Source organism: Streptomyces sp. GS7, from assembly GCF_009834125.1.
In the GTDB taxonomy this organism is placed as follows: Bacteria; Actinomycetota; Actinomycetes; order Streptomycetales; family Streptomycetaceae; genus Streptomyces.
The window spans coordinates 3241436-3264077 of the sequence record NZ_CP047146.1 but is presented as its reverse complement, the minus strand read 5'-3'; the positions used below and the strand labels follow the sequence as shown (position 1 = coordinate 3264077).

Sequence of the window (22642 nt, the reverse complement as noted above, 5' to 3'; positions counted from 1 at the left end):
TCCGGTCGTCGTCGCTCGCCACCCGGAGCGTTGTTCTCACTCTGAGTCTTTCTCGAATCGAGAACAACATAGCAAGAGGGATCGACGGCGTCCAGCGGCTTCCGTGCGCAGTCCGCGCGGCGGCCGTAGACCCTGGTCGCGATGGAGCCGGCGCCGGAACCGGCGATGGACCGGCACGGCAGCCGCGCGGACCCGCCGGTGAGCACCAAGTGCTGGGGTTTCAGAGATAATTGACTGTCCATCACAGACACTTCGGGCGCGGTTCGGCGGTGGTGTCGCCGTCCGGTGAGCGGCCGTGCGCACGGGAACCGGAGGGGAGTTGCGGCCCGTTTCGTGTGGTCTTTGCACGGAGCATCCGTACGCTCCGGAAGGATGCATGAACAGTGCGTGAACGAAGGTTAGTTGGCTCCGGCGGGGCGGCATGCTGCTCCCGTGCCTCCCTGGACGGACCAGCTTCGCTTCGCTTTCCAGCCCGTGGTGAATCTCGCGACCGGCTCGGTCGCCGCGCTGGAAACACTCGCCCGCCCCGAGGACAGCGATGTCGACGTGCTGAGCTGTGCGCGCCGCTGCCCCGATCTGGACGCGGAACTGGCGGCGCTCGCCGTACGGTCCGCGGCGCAGCAGGAGACCCTGCTGCCGCTGCACGTCAACGTGTTCGCGGAGACGGTGGCGGAGCGGCCGGGTCTGACGTCGCTCGGAAAAGCGGTCCACGAGGCGGGGCGGAGGCCCTGGGAGATCACCCTCGACCTCGTCGGGCCCTTCACCCGGGTCCGGCACCGGCCGCTGCTGGACGCGGTGGCGGAGCTGCGTGACGAGGGCTACCGGATCTGCGCGGACGGCGTGGGGGACGGTGATCTGCCGCTGCGGCTGCTCGGCGCTCTCGCGCCGGACATCGTCAAGCTCGACGCGTCGCTGTGCGCGCGGCTGGACAGCGACCCCGGGCGGCAGGCCGCGGTGGCGGCGATGCGGCAGCTGTGCGAGCGGATGGGCGGGCTGCTGGCCATCGAGGGGGTGGAGACCGAGCGGCAGTACGCGGCGGTGCGGGAGGCCGGGGTGCAGCTGGCCCAGGGGCACCTGTTCGCGCCGCCGTCGCGCCGGGCCGCCGCCGATGTGTACCTGCCGGCCGCGCATCCGCCGCCGGCGAGCGGCCGCGGGGCGCCCTACCGCCCGCCGTCCGGGCCGCCGGTCGCCCAGTTCCTGCAGCCCGCCGCGCTGCTGCCGATGTCGGTGTCGGCGGGCGCGGTACGCAGCCATCTGACCGGCTTCCCGGAGGTGTCCGGGGTGCTGCTGGTGGACAGCGACGGGGTGCCGGTGCGGGCGATCGACCGGGACCGGTTCCTGCTCTCGCTGTCCGGGCGGTACGGGCATGCGCTGTACGCCGACCGGCCGGCGCTGCGGCTGGCGGACCGGCCGCGGACGGTGGGCGCGGACGCCACCGCCTGGCAGGTGCTGGACGTGATCGCCGACGGGGACCGGGACCGTACCGGGGACGATGTGGCGGTGGTGGACGAGCGCGGCCGCTGCATGGGCGTGGTGCATCTCGCGGACATCCTGCGGGGGCTGGCCGAGAGCCGGGTGGAGGAGGCGGCCCGGCTCAACCCGCTGACCAGGCTGCCCGGTTCGGACGCGGTCAACGCCGAGGTCGACCGGCGGATCGCCGAGGGCCGGGAGTTCGCGCTGAGTTGGCTGGACGTGGACGGGTTCAAGCAGGTCAACGACGGTGCCGGGTTCGCGGCGGGCGATGAGCTGATCCGCTCCGTGGGCCGTGCCCTCGCGGAGGTCGCGGAGGACGAACCGGCCGCCCGGGTGGGGCACATCGGCGGCGACGACTTCCTGGTGCTGGCCGATCCGGACGGCCTGGAGCCGTTCGCCGGGGCGCTGCTGGACGTGAGCTGGTCGGCGGGCGAGATGCCGGTGACGCTGTCGCTGGCGACGGTGGTGTGCCCGCCCGGCAGCGTCATCGGCCACGGTGCGGCGGCGGCCGCGCTGGCGCCGCTGAAGAAGGCCGCGAAGGCGCTGCCGGGGGCGAGTTGGGTGCTGGGGCGACCGGGTACGGAGCGTACGGAGGTCCGGCGCGGGGCGGCGGAGCGGGTGCCGGGACCGGCGGCGGCACCGGCCGGGTGCCCCGGGGCGGGCGCCCCGGACGGGGCCGGCGAGCCGGCCGGGCAGGAGGGCGCGCGGGCCCGCGGGTGACCCCGTACGGCTGCCGCGTGGTGCCCCAACCTCCGTGAATGCACGCGACCTTGACGCTCCATCACCCGCGGTGAACACTTCCGGGTGCCGGTCGCCGGATGCCACTTCGGCACCGCCGTACTCAGGCGTGGCACGCACCCTGCACGGAGGACCGGGGACCTCCCCGGACGAGGGCCGAGGAGCCGCCATGTATGCCAATGGGGACATCGTCGTCGGTGAGGTGATCGGTACCGCGCTGCTGGTCCTGTTCGGGGCCGGGGTGTGTGCCGCCGTCACCCTCCACCACTCGAAGGCGCGGGGCGCGGGCTGGGTGGTGATCGCGTTCGGCTGGGGCATGGGCGTTCTGGCCGGGGCGTACGCCTCGGCGCCGCTGTCCGGCGGGCACCTGAATCCGGCGGTGACGCTCGGCTCGGCGGTGGCCGGCGGCACGCCCTGGTCGAAGGTGCCGCTGTACGTCCTGGGGCAGTTGGCCGGGGCGTTGATCGGAGCCGTGCTGGCCTGGGCGCTGTACTACGCGCAGTTCGCCGCCAACGACGGGCGGACCGGCCACGCCCCGCAGCCGACGCTGGGGGTCTTCGCCACCGCCCCGGAGATCCGCCGGCCGGTCGCCAATCTGGTGACCGAGATCATCGCCACCACCGGGCTGGTGCTGCCGCTGCTGTTCTTCGGCCGGAACCAGGGGATCGGTATCGGCCAGGTTCCGGGGGCGCGGGTGGGGGTCTACGGTTCCGGGATCAACGTGCTGCTGGTCGCGCTGCTGGTGGTCGGCATCGGGCTGTCGCTCGGCGGGCCGACCGGCTACGCCGTCAACCCGGCCCGCGACCTCGGCCCGCGGATCGCGCACGCCCTGCTGCCGATCCCCAACAAGGGTTCCTCCGACTGGAGTTACGCGTGGATCCCGGTGGCCGGGCCGCTGATCGGCGCGGTGCTGTCGGGGCTGGTCTACACGGCGGTGTTCTGACCGCCGCCGGCACATCCCGTACGCAGTTCGGTCCAGGACGTCAGGAGACGTGACGGTATGACGGAGCACACCCCGAAGAGCGGGACGTACGTCGCCGCGATCGACCAGGGCACCACGTCGAGCCGCTGCATCATCTTCGACCACGCCGGGGCGATCGTCGCCGTCGACCGGCGTGAGCACCGCCAGATCTTTCCCCGGCCGGGCTGGGTGGAGCACGACGCCGCCGAGATCTGGTCGAAGGTGCAGGCGGTGGTGGCGGGCGCGCTGACCAAGGCGGGCCTGCGCGCCGACCAGCTCAGCGCGCTGGGCATCACCAACCAGCGCGAGACCACGGTGCTGTGGGACCGGGCCACCGGCCGACCGGTGCACCACGCCATCGTCTGGCAGGACACCCGTACCGGCCCGCTCTGCGCGGAACTGGGCGGTGCGGACGGCCAGGACCGCTTCCGGGAGGCCACCGGGCTGCCGCTGGCCAGCTACTTCTCCGGGCCGAAGGCGGCCTGGCTGCTGGACGAGATGCCGGGGCTGCGGGCCCGCGCCGAGCGGGGCGAGATCGCGTTCGGGACCATCGACTCCTGGCTGATCTGGAACCTGACCGGCGGCACCGACGGCGGGGTGCACGTCACGGACGTGACCAACGCCGGCCGCACGATGCTGATGAACCTCGCGACCCTCCAGTGGGACCCGGCGCTGCTGTCGGCGATGCGGGTGCCGGAGGCGATGCTCCCGGAGATCAGGCCGTCCGCCGAGGTCTACGGGACGGCCGTGGGGCAGTTGCAGGGGGTGCCGGTGGCGTCGGCGCTGGGCGACCAGCAGGCGGCGGTGTTCGGGCAGACCTGCTACGGCGTCGGCGAGGCCAAGAACACCTACGGCACCGGCTCGTTCCTGCTGCTGAACACCGGAGACCGCCCGGTGCCGTCCAAGAACGGGCTGCTGACGACCCTGGGCTACCAGCTCGGCGGCGAGGCGCCGGTCTACTGCCTGGAGGGCTCGATCGCCATCACGGGCGCGCTGGTGCAGTGGTTCCGCGACCAGCTCGGCATCATCGCCTCCGCGGACGAGATCGAGCCGCTGGCGGCGAGCGTCCCGGACAACGGCGGAGCCTATGTCGTACCGGCGTTCTCCGGGCTGTTCGCCCCGTACTGGCGGTCCGACGCGCGCGGTGTGATCACCGGTCTGACCGGCTTCGTCACCAAGGCCCATCTGGCGCGGGCCGTGCTGGAGGCGACGAGCTGGCAGACCCGTGAGGTGGTGGACGCGATGTTCCAGGACTCGGGGGTGCCGATCACCCGGCTCAAGGTCGACGGCGGGATGACCGCCAACAGCCTGCTGATGCAGCATCAGGCCGATGTGCTGGGGGTGCCGGTGATCCGGCCGGTGATCTCGGAGACGACCTGCCTGGGCGCCGCCTACGCGGCCGGGCTCGCCACCGGCGTCTGGCAGGACCTCGACGAGCTGCGGTCGCACTGGCAGCGCGACCGGGAGTGGACGCCGCGGCTGGCGGCCGAGGCCCGGGAACGCGAGTTCGGCAACTGGCGCAGGGCGGTGGAGCGGAGCTTCGGCTGGCTGGCGGAGGACGGCGCGGCGCAGGGCTAGGGCCGGGTCCGACCCTGCCCCGTCGCATCAGCCCCTGGAAGGGCCGCGCGCAGCGGCTCACAGACGTACGGCCCGCACCCCGGGCGGCGGGGTACGGGCCGTACTTCCGCGCCCTGTCAGGGAAGCGCGGGTCGGGGCGGCGCTGCGGGCGGAGCGCCGGTCAGGGGAGGGCGGGCTCGCGGTGCTGGGCGCCGCGCCGCATCGCGTGCTCGACGACGGCGACCAGTACGTCCCGGGCGGACTCCCGCTCCCTGGCGTCGCACAGCATCACCGGCACCCCCGTGTCGAGGTTCAGGGCGTCCCGGACGGTCTCGACGGGGTAGCGGTCGGCGCCGTCGAAGCAGTTGACCGCGACGGTGAAGGGCAGTCCGCGGCGCTCGAAGTAGTCGATGGCGGAGAAGCTGTCCGCCAGCCGGCGGGTGTCGACGAGGACGACCGCGCCGAGCGCGCCGCGGGCCAGCTCGTCCCACAGGAACCAGAAGCGGTCCTGTCCCGGGGTGCCGAAGAGGTAGAGGACCAGTTCGTCGTGGACGGTGATCCGCCCGAAGTCCATGGCGACGGTGGTGGTGGACTTGCCCTCCACGCCGTCCAGGTCGTCGACGGGGCGGCCGGCCTCGGTCAGCCGCTCTTCCGTACGCAGCGGTCTGATCTCGCTGACGGAGCCCACCAGGGTGGTCTTGCCGACTCCGAAGCCACCCGCCACCAGGATCTTCAGCGTCACCGGCTCGGCCGGGGCGGACCGGCGGCGGCGCTCAGAACGCCCGAAGACCATGGGATTCTTCTCCTGGATTGCCGTGGATGCGGGGGGGGAATGCGCGGGAGCGCACACCTGTCCCGGGTGCGGAGCAGCCGCCTGCGCGCCGCGGTCCGGCGGCTGCCAGTGAACGGTACAACGTGCTCCGCACGGCGCCCACTTGAGGGCGGGCCGCACGGCGGGGACGCGACGGGCCAAGGCCGCCAACCGGCCCAAAAGGGCTGGTCCGGCGGCGGACCGGCCCGCCCGTCAGCTCTCCGGGCCGAGCAGCGCGGGCCGTTCGAGCAGCCCCAGCAGGCTCACGAAGCTGGCCTCGATGAACCGGCACAGCTCGTCGCGGGCGCCCTCCTCCCCGACCGGCCAGGTGACGACCGCCTCCTCGGCGAAGGCCATCCAGGCGCGGGACGCCGGTTCGGCCCGCGGGGCGCTCGGCGCCCCGAGCCGCCGCCGGGCGTCGTTCACCCGGCGGGCCAGCGTCTCGTGGGTCTCGCCGAGGATGTCGGTCACCGCGGGATGGCTGCCGGACGCGCCCCGGACGAGGGCGAGATAGACCTGGCGGTGCTCCAGGACGTGGTCCACGAAGCCCGCGATGAAGGCCCGCATCCAGGCGACCGGCTCCAGCGCGTCGTCCGGCGTGGTCGCGGCGGTGAAGCGGTCGCAGGCGGTCCGGACCACCACGCGGTAGAAGTCGCGCTTGGAGTCGAAGTAGTGGAAGAGCAGCCCGCGGGAGATACCGGCCCGGCGAGCGACCTCGTCGGTGGACAGCTCGTCCAGGGAGCGTTCGGCGAGCAACTCCAGCCCGATGGCGACCAGTTGCGCCCGGCGCTGGTCGGGGGTGAGCCGGGTGACCCGCCGGTCGGCCATCTCAGCCCTGCCGGTGGGTACCGAGGTGGTCCAGGATCCTGGGGGTGACCAGGTCGGGCACCTCTTCCGGCAGCCAGTGGCTGGCGCCGTCCAGCACCTCGAAGCGGTACGGGCCGTCGACCCACTCCCCCGTCGCCTCGGCGGCGGTGCGCCCCAGGGCGATGTCCTCGCTGCCCCAGAGGAAGAGGGTGGGCACGGCGATCCGCCCGGCAGGCACCGAGATGACCGACTCGGGGGCGCGGTACCAGTTCAACGTCGCGGTCAGCGCGCCCGGTTCGGCGAGTCGGCGGACGTTGCCGTCGACCAGTTCGGCGGGGACCTTGCCGCCGTACACGGCACGCAGCCGGGCGGCGCCGTCGGCGAGCAGCGCGGCCTCCGCGATGCCCGTCTCGCGGCGGAAGAAGCGGACGTAGTCGAGCCGGTGGTGCTGGTCGGGGTCCCCGGCGGCGGCGCGGTTGAGCGCTTCGGGGTGCGGAGTGGCCAGGACGGTCAGGGACTTCAGCCGCTCGGGGTGGGCGCCGGCCAGCGCCCAGGCGACGATGCCGCCCCAGTCGTGCGAGACCAGGTGGAAGCGGTCCGCGCCCAGCGCGTCGGCGAACGCGAGGGCGTCGTCGACGAGTTCGGGGACGGCGTAGTCGGCGATCCGGGGCGGGCGGGCGTCCGGGGCGTAGCCGCGCTGGTCGACCGCGACCGCGCGGTGGCCGGCCGCGCCGAGGGCGGGCAGTACGGCGCTCCAGGAGTCGGCGAACTCGGGCCAGCCGTGCAGCAGCAGGACCACCTCGCCGTCGGCCGGTCCGCAGGCCAGGGCGTCATGGGTGTGCGGGCCGACGTCGATCTTCAGCCGCTCGAAGGCGTGCAGGTGACCGGTGGGAGTGAATGTCGCGTCCGTGACCATGGCGGCGAGCTCCTTTGTCGCGCTGTTGACAGCTGCTCAACAACAACCGTACTGCGGCATTGAGCAATGCTCAACAGGCTGTCCGCACGGCCCCGGAAAGCGCCGTGCCGCCCGCCCGGAGAGCCCGGGCGGGCGGCACGGTCGTGCGGATACGCAGCGTGTCACAGCGCGCGCAGGCCGTCGATCACCTCGCGCAGCACCTGCTCGTCCGGCAGCTCGGCCGGCGGTACGGGGCGGCTGACGCGGACCAGCCCGGCGTCCAGCAGATCGCCGATCAGGACCCGGACCACGCCCACCGGCAGATCCAGCTCGGCCGCCAGCTCGGCGACCGAGAGCGGCGAGTGCCGGCAGCGCCCGACGATGTCGACCTGCTCCGGGGAGAGCGTCTGGTCCGCGATGGGCCCCTCGGCCCGGCTCTCGGCGATCACCTGCGCGATGAGGTCCAGCCGCCCCTCGGCTGCCGTACGGGTGCGCCCGCGCGTCATCGCGTACGGCCGGACGACGGGGCCTGCGTCGTCGTCGAACCAACGGGCCGCGCCCCGTCCCGGTACGGCTGGGCCGTCCTGGTCGGTCATGGCATCACCGTAGTCGTGCTCAGCCGGCCTGCCCGGACCGGGGCGCGGTGCCCAGGTGCGTGCCCACGCGCTTGACCAGCAGCGTCATCTCGTAGGCGATCAGCCCGACGTCGGAGTCGGCGTCGGCGAGCACCGCCAGGCAGCTGCCGTCGCCGGCCGCGCTGACGAACAGGAACGCGCCGTCCAGCTCGACCAGCGTCTGGCGGACCCGGCCGGCGTTGAAGTGCCGGCCGACGCCCTTGGCCAGGCTGTGGAAGCCGGAGGCGACGGCGGCCAGGTGCTCGCCATCCTCGCGGGTGAGGTCCTTGGAGGCGCCGGTGGGCAGTCCGTCGCTGGAGAGGACCAGTGCCTTCCGGATGCTGCCGACCCGCTCGACCAGTTCGTCCAGCAGCCAGTTCAGCTCTCCGGATCCCTGCGCCGAGAACGCTGCGCTGGAAGATGCCTTCGGTGCGGTCATGGACCGTCCTCTCCCGATGTGGTTCGTGGTGGTGCTGTGCTGCCCCCGGTGGCGGCATCAGCGTCGCCGGTCTCCGGGGGTGTGGGGGTGTGCGGGGCCTCGCCGTTGTCCCGGCGACCGCGCTGCCAGCCGCGCTGGAGCGAGGCCATCCGGGCCCGGACCTCCTCGGCGTCGCGGTCGTCCGCCGGCGGCGGGGCCGGCCGGTCCGTCCCGGGGTCCCGGGCGGGGTCGGCCTTGAGCTGGGGGGCCAGGCTGGCCTGACGGACCCGCCGGGGCAGGCCCTTGGAGGTGGTGGCGGCCGGAGCGGGCGTGCCGTCGGGGGCCTGGGCGCCGGGCGCGGGGGACGGCGTACCGCCCCCGGGGCGCTCCGTACGGTCGGCGGGCTCCGGCCGCTCGGCCGCCGCCTCGGGCGTGCGCCGTGCCGGCCCGTCCGCCGGCTCGCCCTCGGCCCTGCCCTCGGCCGTGTCGCGGCTCTCCGGGGCGTCGACCGTACGGCCGTGATCGGAGACCAGGACCGGGGGGCGCGGGCGGCGCGGCAGCGGGGCGAGCCCGCCGGGTGCCTGGTCGCCGGCCTGCTGGTGCTGCTCGTCGGAGTCGGAGGGGGCGCGGGAGACGGACGGGGTGGCCTTGGGGACGGCGGCCGGTCCCCGGCTGCCGCGGCGGTCCCGGCCGCGGCCCCGGTCCCGGCCGCGCAGGAGGGTGCCCTCCTCGCCGGCGGGGTCCGCGTCGTCGGCGCCGAGCGGTGGCTCCAGTTCGACCGGCCCGTCGACAGCCCCGCGCTTCGGGCGGCGCGGGAGCGGTACCGGGATCTGGGCCAGGGCGGCCAACGCGCCCGCCGCGTGGTCGGGTTCGGCGTCCCCGGCCGGTGCGCCCGCCGCGGCCGGCGCGTCGTCGCGGGCGCCCTCCGCCGTCTCGGTCAGGATCGCGCCGGGGATGAGGACCACGGCGGTGGTGCCGCCGTACGGCGAGGGCTGGAGGGAGACCCGTACGCCCTGCCGCTGGGCGAGCCGGCTGACCACGAACAGGCCGAGCCGGTCGGTGTCGGACAGTTCGAACTCGGGCGTCTCGGCGAGCCGGAGGTTGGCGTCCAGCAGGAGGTCGGGGGTCATGCCCAGGCCGCGGTCGTGGATTTCCAGGGTGAAGCCGTTGGAGACCCGCTCGCCCAGCACCTGTACGGCGGTGTGCGGCGGCGAGAACACGGTGGCGTTCTCCAGGAGTTCGGCGATCAGGTGCGTCAGGTCGGAGACCGCGGCGCCGTCCACCGCGAGCCGCGGCAGCCGGCGCACCTCGATGCGCTCGTAGTCCTCGACCTCGGCGACCGCCGCGCGCACCACGTCCATCAGCTGGATCGGCTTGCGCCACTGCCGGGAGGGGGCCGCGCCGGAGAGGATGACCAGGCCCTCCGCGTGCCGCCGCATACGGGTGGTCATGTGGTCGAGCCGGAAGAGGTCGGCGAGTTCGTCGGTGTCCTCGGTGCGCCGCTCCATGGCGTCCAGGAGGGTCAGCTGACGGTGCAGCAGGACCTGGCTGCGGCGGGCGAGGTTGACGAACACCTCGGAGACGCCGCGGCGCATGTCCGCCTGCTTGACGGCGGCCTCGACGGCGGCCCGCTGAAGGGTGTTGAGCGCCTGGCCGACCTGCCCGGTCTCGTCCGGCCCGAACTCCAGCCGGGGCGCCTCGGTTTCCACGTCGACCTGCTCGCCGGCCGCCAGCCGGCGCATCACGCTCGGCAGCCGCACACCGGAGACCTCGTGCGCGGTCTTGCGCAGCCGGGTCAGGTCCCGCACGTGCCGGCGGCCGATCCGGAAGGAGACGACGATCGAGACCAGCAGCGCGAGGAAGCCGAGGACGCCGGTGGCGACGGCCTTGAGGACGATCCGGGTGGCGACCGGCGCGACCCGCCGCTGGTAGCGGTCGCCGGCCTCCTTGCCCATCCGCTGGAGGTCGCCGAGGGCCTTCTCGGCCGCGGTGTTCCAGCGATCGGCGTTGACCACGTGCGGTGCGGCGGCCGGGTCGGCGGCGATCACCCGGTCCTCGTACGAGACCAGTTCGCGGGCGCCGGCGGAGTGCCAGTAGTCCTCGTACAGGCCGCGGTCCGTGGCGGGCAGCAGGGGCAGCGTGGTGCTGTAGAGGATGCGGCGTTCGGCGACCCGGTCGGAGAGCGCGCGCTGGTCGTGCTTGGTCAGGCTGCCGGAGGTGAGCGCCGCGGACATCAGCGCGTCCTCGCGGGAGAACGCCTCGCGGGCGCGGGTGATGCCGACCAGCGCGCGGCCCTGCTTGTCCATCTCGACGTTCTCCAGGGCGTGGAGCGCGCCGAGCAGGTCGTAGCAGGGGTCGACCAGGGCGTCGTAGGACTCCATCGCCTCGTCGCGGGAGACCCTGTTGTCCTCGACCTGGGTGCGCAGCGCGTCCAGGCCGTCCAGGCTCTTGAGGAGGCCGGCGACCCGGTCGGCGTTGTCGCCGGTCAGGTCCGTGCGGACGTCCTGGGTGTCCGCGTCGGCGCGGAGCCGGTCGACGGCGTCGTCGGTGGACCGGGTCTGGCCGCGGAGTTCGGTGAGCGCGTTGGCGCCGCGGCGGTCGGCGAGGTAGAGCAGGCTCTGGCGGCGTTCGCGCTGGAGGGCCTGGACGACGTCCTCGACGGGATAGCCCAGGTTCCTGACGACGTTGCCGACGTCGAGCAGTTGGTTGGCCTCGCGCCCGGTGACGTAGGTCGTGATGCCCCACATGGCCGTCAGGGACACCAGCGGCACGAGCAGCAGCGCCACGATCTTCCGGCGGATCGACTTCCCGCGAAAGCGCATGGCCTCCCCTACGTCAACCCCGGCGCACGGGGGTGGTGTTCCGTCAACAGCGGCGCGAGCCTACTACTGACGGGGGATCGATCCGAAGGCCCGGCCGGACGGCGCGGGGTACGAACGGGGCGGGATCGTCACGAGTTGTCCGGCGATGCCCGGGCAACCCGCCCCGCGAGTGTGGCTATGGACACCCGGCGCGCGGCTGAAATCCGCCTACCCCGGGTAACCCCGCACCACCCCTGTGCGTGACGATGGAGGGGGAACGCGGACTGGACAGCGGGGCGGTGGGTGTGGCATGTATCCGGTGAAATCCGGGCAGCCACCGAAGAGTCGGACTGCCGGGGAGAGTGCGGGGAGTGTGACGCGATGGACGACGGCAGGCGTCCCTTGTGGCAGGAGGAGCCGGCGACCCGGCGTCGGATGGCCGACCCGGTCCGTACGGCCGCGGTGCGCGCCGTCATCATCGTCGCCCTCACCCTGATCCAGGCCATGGTGGCCTTTCTGTGCACGCTCGCGGGTTCCTGGTTCGCCTTCCCCGCGGTGCTCGGCACGGTCGCGAGCACGGTGGTCGCGACCTGGGCCGTCCTGGACGTCTGGGTGACCCGCCAGGTCTGGGTGCAGCGCCACGGTGTCGAGTCCCGGCCGAGCAGCACGGCCAGGGAGCTGCGCCGCGAACGCCGCCGGTCCCGCCGCGACGGGCGCCGGGAGCCGCCGGAGGGGCCGCCGCACGCGGACCGCGCGGCGGCCTGACCGCGCCGCGCCCGGGCGGCCGCCGGGCCCCGAGGTGCCGCGCCGGCGCCCGGCCCCGATCGTTATGCCACCGCCTCTTCCCTTACGGCGGGCCGGACATGGACCATCCCGTCCAGGACGCCGACCTCATGGGTGCGTACGGGGCGGCGGGCGGGCAGGCAGGTGGGCGCTCCGGTGCGCAGGTCGAAGAGCGCGGCGTGCCGCGGGCATGCGACGAAGCAGCCCTCCGCCCAGCCCTCGGAGAGCGAGGCGTCCTGGTGACTGCAGGTGTCGTCGACGGCGTAGCGGCCCGCGTCGGTGTGGAACACGGCGATCGCGGGCGTGGCCTCGTCGATCTCGATCCGGACGGACTCGCCGACGGGCAGGTCCTCGATGCGGCAGACGGGAATCGTCTGGCCCCCCTCACGCTGGTCACCGGTATCATGGTGTTGTGAATGACGCATCGCATCGCGCGATGCGCAACAGAATCCAAGCCGGGGGCGGGCCGTCAAGGGCTTCCCGGAGAGCGTCCCGAAGGTGTGCCCGTCGGGGGCAACGGGTAGTGAGGCAAAGAGCCATGGCGAACACGACCGACACGGCGGCCGAGCGGTCCGAGGACCGGCGCGGCGGAGCGGGATCCGTCCAGTCCGTGGACCGCGCGGTGAGCGTACTGGAGAGCCTGGCCCGGCTGGGCGAGGCCGGAGTGACCGAGATCGCCGAGGAGTTGGGGGTCCACAAGTCGACCGCCTTCCGGATCCTGGGCGTCCTGGAGAACCGCGGACTGGTGGAGCAGGAGAAGGAGCGGGGGAAGTACTTCCTGGGCGCCGGCGTGCTGCGGCTGGCCGGCGCCGCGGCGATCCGGCTGGACATCTCGCAGGAGGGCCAGCCGGTCTGCCGGGCGCTGGCCGACGAGACCGGTGAGACCGCCAACATCGCGGTGCTGGACGGCGATGCCGCGGTCAACATCATGCAGGCCAGGGGCTCCGCCGCGGTCACCGCCTTCAACTGGCTCGGCCGCCGTACCCCGTTGCACGCCACCGCCAGCGGCAAGGTCCTGCTGGCGCACCTGCCGCGGGAGCGCCGGGAGGCCCTGCTCGGCCGCAAGCTGCCGCGGTTCACCGAGAACACGCTGACCGCGGCGACCGGCGTGCGCGAGCAGCTGACGGCCGCCCGCGAGAACGGATTCGCCTGCACCGACGAGGAGTTCGAGAAGGGCCTGAACGCCGTCGCGGCGCCGGTGCGGGCGTACGACGGCGCGGTGATCGGCGCGATCGGCGTCTCCGGACCCGCCTACCGGATGGCCCGCGAGCGGCTTCCGGAGCTCGCCGAGCGGTCCGCGAAGGCGGCGGCCGAACTCTCCCGCCGCATGGGGTACGGGGGTTGAGCCGGGGCGCGCCGGCCACCCCTTGACGGATCCCTGACGGCCTTCCAGCATGTCTCCTATGGCGCAACTTCGCGCGCCATGAGCAACACCCGGTGCCTGGCGGCGTTGTGCCGCCCGGCACCCCGCGCCCCGCACAGTGCACCGACTCCACCCCTCACAGGCATCCGTGCCAACTCCATGCGCACCCCGCCCCTGCCGCCACCGCAGGCGCTGTATGAGGAGTAGACATGCCGCACGAAGCCCGCGCCGTCGTCGCCGTCAAGCCAGGCGCACCCGTCGAGGTCCTGCCGATTCTCGTGCCCGATCCCGGCCCCGGAGAAGTCCTCGTGTCCGTCCAGGCGTGCGGGGTGTGCCACACCGATCTGCACTACCGCGAGGGGGCGATCGGCGACGCGTTCCCGTACCTCCTGGGGCACGAGGCGGCGGGGCTGATCGAGGCCGTGGGGGACGGGGTCGCGGAGCTGGCACCGGGGGATTACGTGGTGCTGGCCTGGCGGGCGCCGTGCGGTCACTGCCGGTCGTGCCGGCGCGGGCGCCCCTGGTACTGCTTCGCGTCGCGCAACGCCGCGCAGCCGATGACGCTGCGGGACGGCACACCGCTCAGCCCGGCGCTGGGTATCGGCGCGTTCGCGGAGAAGACGCTGGTCGCGGCCGGGCAGGCGGTGAAGGTGGATCCGTCCGCGCGTCCGGAGGCGGCCGGGCTGATCGGGTGCGGGGTGATGGCCGGGTACGGCGCGGCCGTGCACACGGGGGGCGTGGGCAGCGGGGACACCGTCGCCGTGATCGGCTGCGGCGGCGTCGGCAACGCCGCCATCGCCGGTGCCTCGCGGGCCGGCGCGCGGCGGGTGATCGCCATCGACCTGGACGACGGCAAGCTGGACGCCGCCGAGCGGTTCGGGGCCACCGACACCGTCAACTCCCGTGGTACGGACCCGGTCGAGGCGGTACGGCAGCTGACGGGCGGTCACGGCGCGGATGTGGTCATCGACGCGGTGGGGCGCCCCGAGACCTACCGGCAGGGGTTCTACATGCGCGACCTGGCCGGGACGCTGGTCCAGGTCGGGGTGCCGGACCCGGACATGCGCATCGAGCTGCCGCTCATCGACCTCTTCTCGCGCGGCGGCGCGCTCAAGTCGTCCTGGTACGGCGACTGTCTGCCCAGCCGCGACTTCCCCGTCCTCATCGACCTCTTCCTGAGCGGCAAGCTCGACCTGGAGCGCTTCGTCAGCGAGACCATCACGCTCCACGACATCGAGGCGGCCTTCGGCAAGATGCAGCGCGGCGAGGTGCTGCGGTCGGTGGTGTCGCTCTAGGCGAGGACACCCGGGGCGCGTACGAGGGGCGGCGAGGCCACCCCCCTCGCACGCGCCCCGTCGCGTGCCGGCACGGTCGCGACACCAGGGACACGCTTGCGCGATGCCGACCCTCCCCCGAGCCCCTCCCCTCCGCATTTCCATGAAGGCAGTTGCCTAAAGGCATTAGGCAACTGCATAATCAGTTCTGCCGCATCGTGGGAGGACGGGCATGGCATACGCAGGACTGACCCCGGAACGCCTGACCCGGGCGGGCGCGGAACTGGCCGACGAGGTCGGCTTCGACCAGGTGACCGTCTCCGCGCTGGCCCGGCGGTTCGACGTCAAGGTCGCGAGCCTGTACTCGCACCTGAAGAACTCCCAGGACCTCAAGACCAGGATCGCCCTGCTCGCCCTGGAGGAACTGGCCGACCGGGCCGCGGACGCGCTGGCCGGCCGGGCCGGCAAGGACGCCCTGACCGCCTTCGCGGACGTCTACCGCGACTACGCCCGGGAGCATCCCGGCCGCTACGCCGCGGCACGGCTCCGGCTCGACCCGGAGGCCGCGGCGGCGAGCGCCGGCGGCCGGCACGCGCGGATGATGCGGGCGATCCTGCGCGGCTACGACCTTGCGGAGCCGGACCAGACGCACGCCGTGCGGATGCTGGGCAGCGTCTTCCACGGCTACGTCAGCCTGGAGACGGCCGGCGGGTTCGACCACAGCGCGCCCGACCCGCAGGAATCCTGGTCACGGATCCTGGACGCCCTCGACGCCCTGCTGCGGAACTGGCCCGCCGCCTGACCCCGCCGCGCCCCACCGGGCCGCAGCCCCGACTCACTCCCGACACCTCGACCAACAGGCTGAGACCATGAACACCACGCACGGCTGGATCACCACGCCCCTCACCCCGGACCTCCTGCGCGGCGCCCTCGACCTGGAGCGCACCGCGCACGGCCTGCTGCCGCACCGGCTGCCCGCCCGGGCCCGCGCCCAGTGCGCCGACGGACAGCTCGCCATGGCCGAGTCCCAGCCCTCCGGCGTACGGCTGGTCTTCCGGACCCGGGCCACCGCCGTCGAACTGGACACCCTGCCCACCAAGCGGGTCTACGTGGGCGTCCCGCCCCGCCCGGACGGCGTCTACGACCTGCTCGTCGACGGCCGTCTCGCCGGCCGGTCCGGTGTGGCCGGCGGCAACACCCTGACCATCGACATGGCCACCGGGAAGGCCGAGCACCGGCCCGGCCCCGTGGGGACCGTCCGCTTCACCGGCCTGGCCGCCGGCGTCAAGGACGTCGAGATCTGGCTGCCGCACAACGAGACCACCGAGCTGGTCGCCCTGCGCACCGACGCCCCCGTCGAGCCCGCGGCGGACCGGGGCCGCAAGGTGTGGCTGCACCACGGCAGTTCGATCAGCCACGGGTCCGACGCCGCCGGCCCGACGAGCACCTGGCCCGCCCTCGCCGCCGCGCTGGGCGGTACGGAACTGGTCAACCTGGGCCTGGGCGGCGGCGCCCTGCTCGACCCGTTCACCGCGCGTGCCATGCGGGACACGCCCGCGGACCTGATCAGCGTCAAGATCGGCATCAACCTGGTCAACGCCGACCTGATGCGGCTGCGCGCCTTCGCCCCGGCCGTGCACGGTTTCCTCGACACCATCCGCGACGGCCACCCCACCGCACCGCTGCTGGTCGTCTCGCCGATCCTGTGCCCGATCCACGAGGACACCCCCGGCCCCAGCGCCCCGGACCTCGGTGCCCTCGGCAGGGGGCAGCTGCGGTTCCGGGCCACGGGCGACCCGGCGGAGCGCGCGAGCGGGAAGCTGACCCTGGGCGTCATCCGGGACGAGCTGGCCCGGATCGTGGCACAGCGCTCGGCCGAGGACCCGCACCTGCACGTCCTGGACGGCCGCGACCTGTACGGCGAGGCCGACTCCGCCGAACTGCCGCTGCCCGACGGGCTCCACCCGGACGCCGCCACCCACCGCCGCATCGGCGAACGCTTCGCCGGGCTGGCCTTCACCGCCGGCGGCCCCTTCGCGGACCGCGGCGCCTGACACGCCGGCTGCCGCGCCACCGGTGAGCGGCGCGTAACGCGGGCGCACGGGCCCGGTGCGGCAGCGGCGCGGTCGTCCGGCGACCGCGCCACCGCGCCCGGTCAGCCGCCCGCCGTCTCCCGGTCGTCCTCGGGCCGCCGGTACATCCGGGTCGCGGTGATCTGCCCGTGCACCGCCTCTCCGGCCGGGTCCTGCTGCGGCAGGCCCGGCCGCAGGTGCTCCTCGACGCTGATGTACTTCAGTCCCGCCCGCAGGTCCGCGTCATTGCGCAGCCGGATGACCAGCGGGAACTCGGCGAGTGCGGTGGTGTCGAACAGCCCGGTGGTGTAGAGGAGTTGAACGCCCAGCGCATCGGCGACGGCACGCTGGAGCTCCAGCAGATACGTGGCGTTGGCGCGGCCGATGGGGTTGTCCAGGAACAGCGTGCCGGCGTGCCGCTGCCGGTCGCGGCCCCGGTCGTTGCTGCGCAGCGCCGCCATCGTGCAGTACAGGGCGATGGCGGCGGTCAGCAGCTGCCCGCCGGAGAAGACATCGCCCATCTGCCCCACCGGCACCCGCTCGGCGCGCAGCACCGCATCCGGCTTGAGGATCTCCACGGCCACCCCGCGCGGCAGCAGCGCGGCCTGCACCCCGCGCAGCAGCAGCGACATGCCGTCCCGCCGCAGATCGCTGTTCTTGCGGACCGCCGCGCGGGTCGCCTCGTCGATGACGTCGCCCAACCGCTCGGTGAGGGTGGCCTGATCGGGGTCCTCGAAGCGGATCCGCAGGAACTCCTGGCCGGACCACTCCCCCAGCCCCTCGGGCAGCCGGGACAGCCGCTGCGCGGAGCGCAGCGTCGTCAGCGACGACTCCACCAGGCCGCGCAGCCGGTCGACGATGGAGTCGCGGTTGCGCTCCAGCTGCGCCAACTCGTCGGTGAGCACCCGCAGCCGGGGCGCGAACGCCTCCGCCCACTTGGCGGCGTGGTCCGGCAGCGCCGCGGCGGGCAGTTCGCGGATCTGCTGCCGGGCGGGGGTGCGCACCTGCTCGTACCGGGTGGAGTTGGCGTGCCGGACGAGGATGTCGGCGGCCTCGCGGACCGCGGCCTCGGCGGCGGAGAGGTCGGCGGCGCAGCCGCGCAGCGAGCGGCGGGATTCGGCAGCGGCCTGCCGGGCCTCGGCCAGCCCGCCGGCGTACGGCTCATACGACGCCTCCACGCCCTCCTCGGTGTCCTGCTGGTCGCGCAGCAGATCGCGCAGCAGGGCCGCGGTCTCGTCGAAGCCGCCGGCCGCGTCCTCGGCGGCACGGTGGCCGCGCAGCAGCTCCTCGTGCCGGTCCCGGGCGGTCTCCAACGCCTCGGTGGCGGTGGCCAGTTCGCCGTTGGCCGAGCGCAGCAGCGCCTTGGCCCGGTCGGCGTCCGCCGGCGCCAGCTCGTCGGACAGCTCGGTGTGCGCCTCGCCGTCCGTGGGTGCCAGCCGCTCCGCCTCGCCGCGGAGCCGGCCCAGCTGCTCGCTGGCGGCCGAGGCGCGGGTCTCCAGCATCTGCACCAGCGATTCCGCGCGGGCCGCCGCGGCCTGGCGGGACGGGCCGTCGGCGGCGTCCGGGCTCTCCAGGAGCTGTTCGGCGCGGGTGCGGACCTTGTTGGTGAGACGGTTCAGCTCGGCCAGCGCCGCGGACTCGTCGCCCTCGGCGCGGGCCTGCTCGGCGCGCAGGTCGGCGCCGACGCCGACCTTCTCGTAGAGCTGGGAGGCGGCGCGGTACGCCTCGCGGAGCGCGGGCAACGAGGCGGTGGGCTCGGCGGGGGCCTCGCCCAGGTCGTCCGGGACGCCGGCGATCTCGGACCGCTCCGCGCGCAGTGCGCGGGCGGTCCGGCGGGCGTCGTCGGCGGCGCGCTGGGCGGCCCGGCGGTCCTCGTCGGCGGCCCGGGCGCGGTCCACGCACTCCTCCGCACGGGCCTCGAACTCGGCCGCCTCGTCGGCCAGTTCGCGCAGCCGCGACTGCCAGCCGGCGCGCTCGCGCAGCCGGTGGGCGAGCCCGGCCAGCAGATCGGCGGCGCGCCGGGCACGCTGCGCGGCCTCCTGCCGCTCGTCGCGCACGCCGGTGGCCTCCGCGGCGGCCTCGTCGGCCTCGGCGCGGGCGGTACGGGCGTCGGCCAGCTCGGCGGCAGCCGCCTCCGCGGCCGTACGCGTCGCCTCCGCCGCCTCGGCCAGCTCGGCGAGCCGGCCCGACGGGCAGCCCGCGCGCCAGGAGCCGAGGCGGGCGGCCAGCGCCCGGTCCCCGGCGAGCCGCGCGGCCAGCGCCCGGATCTCCTCGTCGCGCCGGAGGGCGCGGGCGCGCAGCGCCTGGCGCTCCTCGTCGGCGGCGGACTCGTCGTGCATCGCCGGGTTCGGCGGCACGAGGAAGACGCCGGAGGAGCCCGGGTCGTCCTCGCCGGCGGGCGGGGTGGGCGCGAGCAGAGCCGCGGCGGTGCCGACCGCGACGGCGGAGCGGGGCAGCAGCGCGGCCTGGGCGAGCACCTCGCGCGCCCGGGCATGGGTGTCCGGGTCGGTGATGATCACGCCGTCGACGAGTTCGGGGCGGGCGGCCAGCAGCCGCGCGTGGTCGGCCGGGTCGACGGACTGGGCGAGATAGCGCCAGCCGGGCAGCGCCGGGACGCCGTGCTCGCCCAGGTACTCCACCGCCGCCAGCACATCGGGCCCCGGGGGCAGCAGTCCGCCGTCGCCCAGCGCGCCCAGGATCCGGGCGTCGTCGGCGGCGGCCGTCCGCAGCTCGAACAGCTGGCGCTCGGCGGCGGCGACGCCCTCCTCCAGCAGCTCCCGCAACGCCTCGGCGCTGCGGTCCAGTTCCTCGGCGGACAGCGGGCCGCCGGCGGAGCGGCGCGGCGTCCCGGACTCCGCGCCGGGGGTGGCCGTACGCGGGCCGGGCAGAGTGACGGCCGCCGCCTCGGGGAGCCCGAGGAGTTCGGCGAGCCGCTGTTCGCCGCCGAGGGACTCGGCGGCGCGGCGCTCGGCGTCGTGGGCGCGCCCGGCGGCCTGGGCGGCGTCCTCGGCACGGGCCGCGGCCAGTTCGGCGGCGGAGTGCCGGGCGGCGGCCTCGCGGGCCCGGTCGGTGGCCTGCCGGGCGGCCTCACGGGCCGAGTCCCAGGCGGCCACGGCGGTCTTCTCGGCGTCCGAGGCGGCGAGCGCGGCACGGGCCGGATCGGCGTCCGGGGCGGAGTCGTCCAGCCAGCCGGCCCGCACGGCCTCCTCGGTCTCCTGGGCCACCTCGGCGAGCCGCTGCCGGAGGTGGTCGGCCTCACTGCGGGCGCGCTGGGCGTGGGTGGCGGCCGTGGTGGCGTCGCGGTGCGCCGACTCGCCGGCCTCCTGGAGAGCGGCGGACCGCTCCTCCTCCTCGTTGGCCAGCCGCTCACCGGCCTCGGCGGCGCTGTGCAGCGCGCGGACCAGGTCGGCGGCGGCGGTGGCACGGGCGGCGAGCGCCGGGGCGGCGTCCCGCTCGGCCTCGCGGATGGCGGCGGCGACCCGCGCGGAGCGGTCGGCGGCGGCGCGGTGCCGCAGCGCGATCTCGGCTGCCTGCCAGGCGCTGTGCAGCGTACGGGCGTCGTTGAGCTCGCGGCGCTGGGCGGCGGCGCCCTTCTCGGCGGCGGCCAGGGCCAGCGAGGCGTGCCGGTAGGCGAGTTCGGCGGAGACCAGGGAGCGGCGCTCGCGGGTGCGCTCGGCGTCGGTGACGCGGTGCGCGGCGGCGGCGACCGCCTCGGCCAGCTCGGCGGCCCGGCCGCGCTCCTCGGTGCCGCGGGCGTGCAGCCGCTGGGCGAGCGCGCGGGTGCGGCGCTCCGCGCCGGAGTGCACCTGGCGGGCGCGCTCGCGGTGTCCCGCGGCCTCGGCGATGCGCGAGAGCAGGTCGAGCGAGCCGGCGGTGAAGTCCCGCTCGGCGGTGAGTTCGGCGCGCCGGCCGAGCTTGTGGGCGAAGCCGTGGACGAGGTCGGCCAGGCCGTCGGTGTCCCGGGTGTCGGTCACGGCGCGCAGCAGCAGGTCGGTGAAGTCGGAGTCGTTCTTGACCGCGAAGAGGCCGGCCGCCTCGCCCTCGTCGGCGTTCATCTCCCGCTGGTAGCGGAAGAGTTCGGGGTCCAGACCGAGGACGCCGAGGTGTTCGTTCCAGCGCTCGTGGATCTCCTCCCAGACGACGTCCAGGTTGGGGTAGTTCTTCCCGGCTTCGGTGAGGACGTCGCGGAAGCCCTTCATCGTGCGGCGGCGGCCCTGCGCACCGGACGTGCCCTCGCCGTCCTCCCGCCGGGGCCGGACCAGGGTGGCCTCGGCGACGGGGAGCGAGTCCAGGCTCATCCCGGGACCGGGCCGGAAGCTGTACCACGCCTCGGCGAACTTCCGCGGGTCGTTGGAGACCTGCCGCCCCCGCCACTCGCTCACCTTGCCGACCACGACGGTCTCGCCGGTCAGTACGTGCTGCCACTCCAGCGCGACGTGCCCGCAGTCGTCGGCGAGCAGGAACTTGCGCAGCACACCGGAGCTGGCACCGCCGAGGGTGTTGCGGTGACCGGGCAGCATGACCGAGAAGATCAGCTTCAGCAGGACGGACTTGCCGCCGCCGTTCTCCAGGAAGAGGACACCCGCGGGCGCCGGGCGGCGCGGCGGGCCGACCGGCTCGTCCTCGAAGAAGTCCGCCTGCGCCGGTGCCGGTTGCGGCACCGGCGCGCCGACTCCGCGCAGGTCCAGGACGGTGTCGGCATAGCGCGCACCGGCGGGCCCGATGGAGTAGAGGCGGACCCGGGACAGCTCGTACATGGCGGACTCTCGTTGGTGTGGAGGGCGGGTGGGGCGGGTGGGGGTGACGGTGTGTGGTGGTGGGGCGGGGGGCGGTTGGGCGGTTGGGCGGGGTGGGGCGTCGGGCAGGGCCGGGGCCGGCGTTTTCGTCCCCCGCCCCCTCCCCCTCCTCCCCCTTCGGGGGGAGGGGGCGGGGGGTGGGTTCGGGGGTGGGGGGAACCGCCGAGCGCCTCAGCCGAAGCACCGCACGCTCCCCGCCCCGCCCCGCCCCACCCTCTCAGCCCGAGTGGAACGGCAGGCCCGCCTCCGCGACCAGGTCGAGGTCGTCGGTCTCCTCGCCGGGCAGCAGGGAGGCGCTGCCGTCGGCGACGGGCACGATGCCCAGCTCCAGGAGCTCGGCCATGGCCGCACTGCCGGCCATGTCGCGGACCTGGAGCTGATAGCGGGCGGTGGTCCGGTACGCACCGCCGGCGTCGTCGCCGGTGCGCTGGAGGAAGCCGGAGTCGACGAGGAAGGTGACGGCCTTGGCGATGATGCCGGTCGTCGAACCGGCCAGCCGCCGGGCGTCCTTGGTGGCGCCGGTCGCGCTCCGCCGGGCGTAGACCCTCCAGGCGGACTCCAGGCCGGGGGCGTCGCTTGCCGGGTCGGTGTTCTCGCCGTCCTGCTCGGCGCGCTCCTCCAGGCGGCGGCACGCCTGCCGTACGAAGGCGTCGACGCCGTTGACCGTGATCCGGCCGATGTAGCCGTCGTCGGCCAGGTCCTCGGGGCGCGGGAAGGCGAGTGCGGCGACGGCCAGATGGGCCAGGCCGTGCAGGAAGCGGTCCCCGGAGTCGACCGAGGCGCGGCGGGCGTAGTCGCCCATCCGCACGGCGAAGACGGAGTCCTCGGCGGCGGTGACGGCCATCCCGGCGCGGGTGGAGACCTCCAGGACGACCAGCCCGAGGCCGGCGGCGACCGCGTCGGCGAGCCGGGCGAAGGGAGGGTCGTCCCGATAGCGGCGGAGCAGTTCGCCGTATTCCGCGTCGCGGGCGGGCAGCAGCTTGGGCTGGAGGCCGAAGGCGACCAGCCGGGCGGCGTCGGCCGCGTCGGCGGGGGTCAGCGGCGCGGTCCTCGCCGTTGCCGGGTCGGTGCCGTCGGCGGGCGTGCCCCGGCCCGGTTCGCCGGTGCCGGGCGCCGGGTCGGGCTCCGGCACCTCGTCGGCGTCGTACTGGCTCACGGGACAGGCTCCTTGCGGGGGACGGTCGGGGGTATCTCGTACTGCGGTGGCCGGTGCGAAGGCGCCGCCCTCCGGGGCGCGGACGGGTGGCCGTACGGCGCGGCGGCCCGGCGGGCCGCCGGG

Annotated in this window: 17 protein-coding genes; 8 read left to right on the top strand and 9 right to left on the bottom strand. The window is 74.8% G+C overall.

The annotated features are described in order from the left end of the window. Nucleotides 1-432 precede the first annotated feature (432 nt). The 3 genes from GR130_RS14195 (at nucleotide 433) to glpK (ending at nucleotide 4750) form a co-directional block, all read left to right on the top strand. Nucleotides 433-2193 carry a GGDEF domain-containing protein gene (locus tag GR130_RS14195; RefSeq protein ID WP_159505066.1) on the top strand — a complete coding sequence of 587 codons (1761 nt, stop codon included), beginning with the start codon at nucleotides 433-435 and terminating at the stop codon, nucleotides 2191-2193. Between the two features lie 187 nt (nucleotides 2194-2380). Continuing rightward, entirely contained in the window at nucleotides 2381-3154 is a 774-nt protein-coding gene (locus GR130_RS14190; RefSeq protein WP_159505065.1) for an MIP/aquaporin family protein, read from the top strand. A 57-nt stretch (nucleotides 3155-3211) separates the two neighbouring features. Continuing rightward, complete coding sequence (gene glpK, locus GR130_RS14185) at nucleotides 3212-4750, top strand: glycerol kinase GlpK (protein WP_159505064.1); 1539 nt, start codon at nucleotides 3212-3214, stop codon at nucleotides 4748-4750. Nucleotides 4751-4910: 160 nt separating this feature from the next. On the opposite strand, the gene GR130_RS14180 is transcribed toward glpK, so the two are convergent. The 6 genes from GR130_RS14180 to GR130_RS14155 form a co-directional block, all read right to left on the bottom strand. Continuing rightward, on the bottom strand, nucleotides 4911-5522 hold the full coding sequence (locus tag GR130_RS14180; protein WP_159505063.1) for a GTP-binding protein: 612 nt from the start codon (nucleotides 5520-5522) through the stop codon (nucleotides 4911-4913). A gap of 231 nt (nucleotides 5523-5753) precedes the next feature. Then, nucleotides 5754-6368, bottom strand: coding sequence for a TetR/AcrR family transcriptional regulator (locus GR130_RS14175; RefSeq protein WP_159505062.1), 615 nt, complete (start codon nucleotides 6366-6368; stop codon nucleotides 5754-5756). Between the two features lies 1 nt (nucleotide 6369). Next, nucleotides 6370-7263, bottom strand: a complete 894-nt coding sequence (locus GR130_RS14170) for an alpha/beta fold hydrolase (protein ID WP_159505061.1) — start codon at nucleotides 7261-7263, stop codon at nucleotides 6370-6372. Between the two features lie 161 nt (nucleotides 7264-7424). Further along, nucleotides 7425-7838 carry a DUF742 domain-containing protein gene (locus tag GR130_RS14165; RefSeq protein WP_159505060.1) on the bottom strand — a complete coding sequence of 138 codons (414 nt, stop codon included), beginning with the start codon at nucleotides 7836-7838 and terminating at the stop codon, nucleotides 7425-7427. A 19-nt stretch (nucleotides 7839-7857) separates the two neighbouring features. Next, the gene (locus GR130_RS14160; protein WP_159505059.1) at nucleotides 7858-8295 is read right to left on the bottom strand and encodes a roadblock/LC7 domain-containing protein; all 438 of its coding nucleotides are present in this window, start codon (nucleotides 8293-8295) and stop codon (nucleotides 7858-7860) included. After that, nucleotides 8292-11096: a sensor histidine kinase gene (locus tag GR130_RS14155; protein WP_159505058.1), complete on the bottom strand. Its 2805-nt coding sequence runs from the start codon at nucleotides 11094-11096 to the stop codon at nucleotides 8292-8294. The genes GR130_RS14160 and GR130_RS14155 overlap by 4 nt, the downstream gene beginning before the upstream one ends. A 360-nt stretch (nucleotides 11097-11456) precedes the next feature. On the opposite strand from GR130_RS14155, the gene GR130_RS14150 reads away from it, so the two are divergent. Next, nucleotides 11457-11840: a hypothetical protein gene (locus GR130_RS14150; protein WP_159505057.1), complete on the top strand. Its 384-nt coding sequence runs from the start codon at nucleotides 11457-11459 to the stop codon at nucleotides 11838-11840. A gap of 62 nt (nucleotides 11841-11902) precedes the next feature. Here the strand turns inward: GR130_RS14150 and GR130_RS14145 are convergent, their stop codons facing one another. Continuing rightward, on the bottom strand, nucleotides 11903-12283 hold the full coding sequence (locus GR130_RS14145; protein WP_159505056.1) for a bifunctional 3-phenylpropionate/cinnamic acid dioxygenase ferredoxin subunit: 381 nt from the start codon (nucleotides 12281-12283) through the stop codon (nucleotides 11903-11905). Between the two features lie 113 nt (nucleotides 12284-12396). On the opposite strand from GR130_RS14145, the gene GR130_RS14140 reads away from it, so the two are divergent. The 4 genes from GR130_RS14140 (at nucleotide 12397) to GR130_RS14125 (ending at nucleotide 16549) form a co-directional block, all read left to right on the top strand. Further along, the gene (locus tag GR130_RS14140; protein ID WP_159505055.1) at nucleotides 12397-13203 is read left to right on the top strand and encodes an IclR family transcriptional regulator; all 807 of its coding nucleotides are present in this window, start codon (nucleotides 12397-12399) and stop codon (nucleotides 13201-13203) included. Nucleotides 13204-13430: 227 nt separating this feature from the next. Continuing rightward, nucleotides 13431-14516 (top strand): S-(hydroxymethyl)mycothiol dehydrogenase, encoded by a 1086-nt coding sequence (locus tag GR130_RS14135; RefSeq protein WP_159505054.1) that lies wholly within the window; start codon nucleotides 13431-13433, stop codon nucleotides 14514-14516. Between the two features lie 211 nt (nucleotides 14517-14727). Next, nucleotides 14728-15297 carry a TetR/AcrR family transcriptional regulator gene (locus tag GR130_RS14130; RefSeq protein ID WP_159505053.1) on the top strand — a complete coding sequence of 190 codons (570 nt, stop codon included), beginning with the start codon at nucleotides 14728-14730 and terminating at the stop codon, nucleotides 15295-15297. A 67-nt stretch (nucleotides 15298-15364) separates the two neighbouring features. Then, nucleotides 15365-16549 (top strand): GDSL-type esterase/lipase family protein, encoded by a 1185-nt coding sequence (locus GR130_RS14125; protein WP_159505052.1) that lies wholly within the window; start codon nucleotides 15365-15367, stop codon nucleotides 16547-16549. Nucleotides 16550-16650: 101 nt separating this feature from the next. Here the strand turns inward: GR130_RS14125 and GR130_RS14120 are convergent, their stop codons facing one another. Further along, complete coding sequence (locus tag GR130_RS14120) at nucleotides 16651-21324, bottom strand: hypothetical protein (protein ID WP_159505051.1); 4674 nt, start codon at nucleotides 21322-21324, stop codon at nucleotides 16651-16653. A gap of 256 nt (nucleotides 21325-21580) precedes the next feature. Then, entirely contained in the window at nucleotides 21581-22519 is a 939-nt protein-coding gene (locus GR130_RS14115) for a hypothetical protein (RefSeq protein ID WP_443043600.1), read from the bottom strand. Nucleotides 22520-22642 lie beyond the last annotated feature (123 nt).